This is a genomic window from Limosilactobacillus galli (assembly GCF_947381495.1).
Lineage (GTDB): Bacteria > Bacillota > Bacilli > Lactobacillales > Lactobacillaceae > Limosilactobacillus > Limosilactobacillus galli.
In genome coordinates this window covers 1-1,476 of sequence record NZ_CANCWK010000094.1, presented here as the reverse complement: position 1 = coordinate 1,476, position 1,476 = coordinate 1, and the positions used below count along the sequence as shown (strand labels likewise).

Genomic DNA, 1,476 nt, shown 5'->3' with positions numbered 1-1,476 from the left:
GTGATTAGAAGCAAAACATTTGCGAAGTCAATTCGCTTAATTAATTTGAATTAGAGCTATTCAAGTTCTTATATTTTATATGAGAGTTTGATCCTGGCTCAGGATGAACGCCGGCGGTGTGCCTAATACATGCAAGTCGAGCGCACTGGCCCAACTGATATGACGTGCTTGCACTGATTTGACGATGGATCACCAGTGAGCGGCGGACGGGTGAGTAACACGTGGGCAACCTGCCCTGGAGCGGGGGATAACATTTGGAAACAGATGCTAATACCGCATAATAATCAAAACCACATGGTTTTGATTTCAAAGATGGTTTCGGCTATCACTCCAGGATGGGCCCGCGGTGCATTAGCTAGTTGGTAAGGTAACGGCTTACCAAGGCGATGATGCATAGCCGAGTTGAGAGACTGATCGGCCACAATGGAACTGAGACACGGTCCATACTCCTACGGGAGGCAGCAGTAGGGAATCTTCCACAATGGGCGCAAGCCTGATGGAGCAACACCGCGTGAGTGAAGAAGGGTTTCGGCTCGTAAAACTCTGTTGTTGAAGAAGAACGTGCGTGAGAGTAACTGTTCACGCAGTGACGGTATTCAACCAGAAAGTCACGGCTAACTACGTGCCAGCAGCCGCGGTAATACGTAGGTGGCAAGCGTTATCCGGATTTATTGGGCGTAAAGCGAGCGCAGGCGGTTACTTAAGTCTGATGTGAAAGCCTTCGGCTTAACCGAAGAAGTGCATCGGAAACTGGGTGACTTGAGTGCAGAAGAGGACAGTGGAACTCCATGTGTAGCGGTGGAATGCGTAGATATATGGAAGAACACCAGTGGCGAAGGCGGCTGTCTGGTCTGCAACTGACGCTGAGGCTCGAAAGCATGGGTAGCGAACAGGATTAGATACCCTGGTAGTCCATGCCGTAAACGATGAGTGCTAGGTGTTGGAGGGTTTCCGCCCTTCAGTGCCGGAGCTAACGCATTAAGCACTCCGCCTGGGGAGTACGACCGCAAGGTTGAAACTCAAAGGAATTGACGGGGGCCCGCACAAGCGGTGGAGCATGTGGTTTAATTCGAAGCTACGCGAAGAACCTTACCAGGTCTTGACATCTTGCGCTAACCTAAGAGATTAGGCGTTCCCTTCGGGGACGCAATGACAGGTGGTGCATGGTCGTCGTCAGCTCGTGTCGTGAGATGTTGGGTTAAGTCCCGCAACGAGCGCAACCCTTGTTACTAGTTGCCAGCATTCAGTTGGGCACTCTAGTGAGACTGCCGGTGACAAACCGGAGGAAGGTGGGGACGACGTCAGATCATCATGCCCCTTATGACCTGGGCTACACACGTGCTACAATGGTCGGTACAACGAGTCGCTAACCCGCGAGGGCAAGCTAATCTCTTAAAGCCGATCTCAGTTCGGACTGTAGGCTGCAACTCGCCTACACGAAGTCGGAATCGCTAGTAATCGCGGATCAGCATGCCG

At 51.8% G+C, this 1,476-nt stretch carries 1 rRNA gene; it reads left to right on the top strand.

Annotated features, from left to right (window positions below):
- Positions 1-75: 75 nt before the first annotated feature.
- Positions 76-1,476, top strand: a 16S ribosomal RNA gene (locus QOS10_RS09365); the annotation flags it as partial.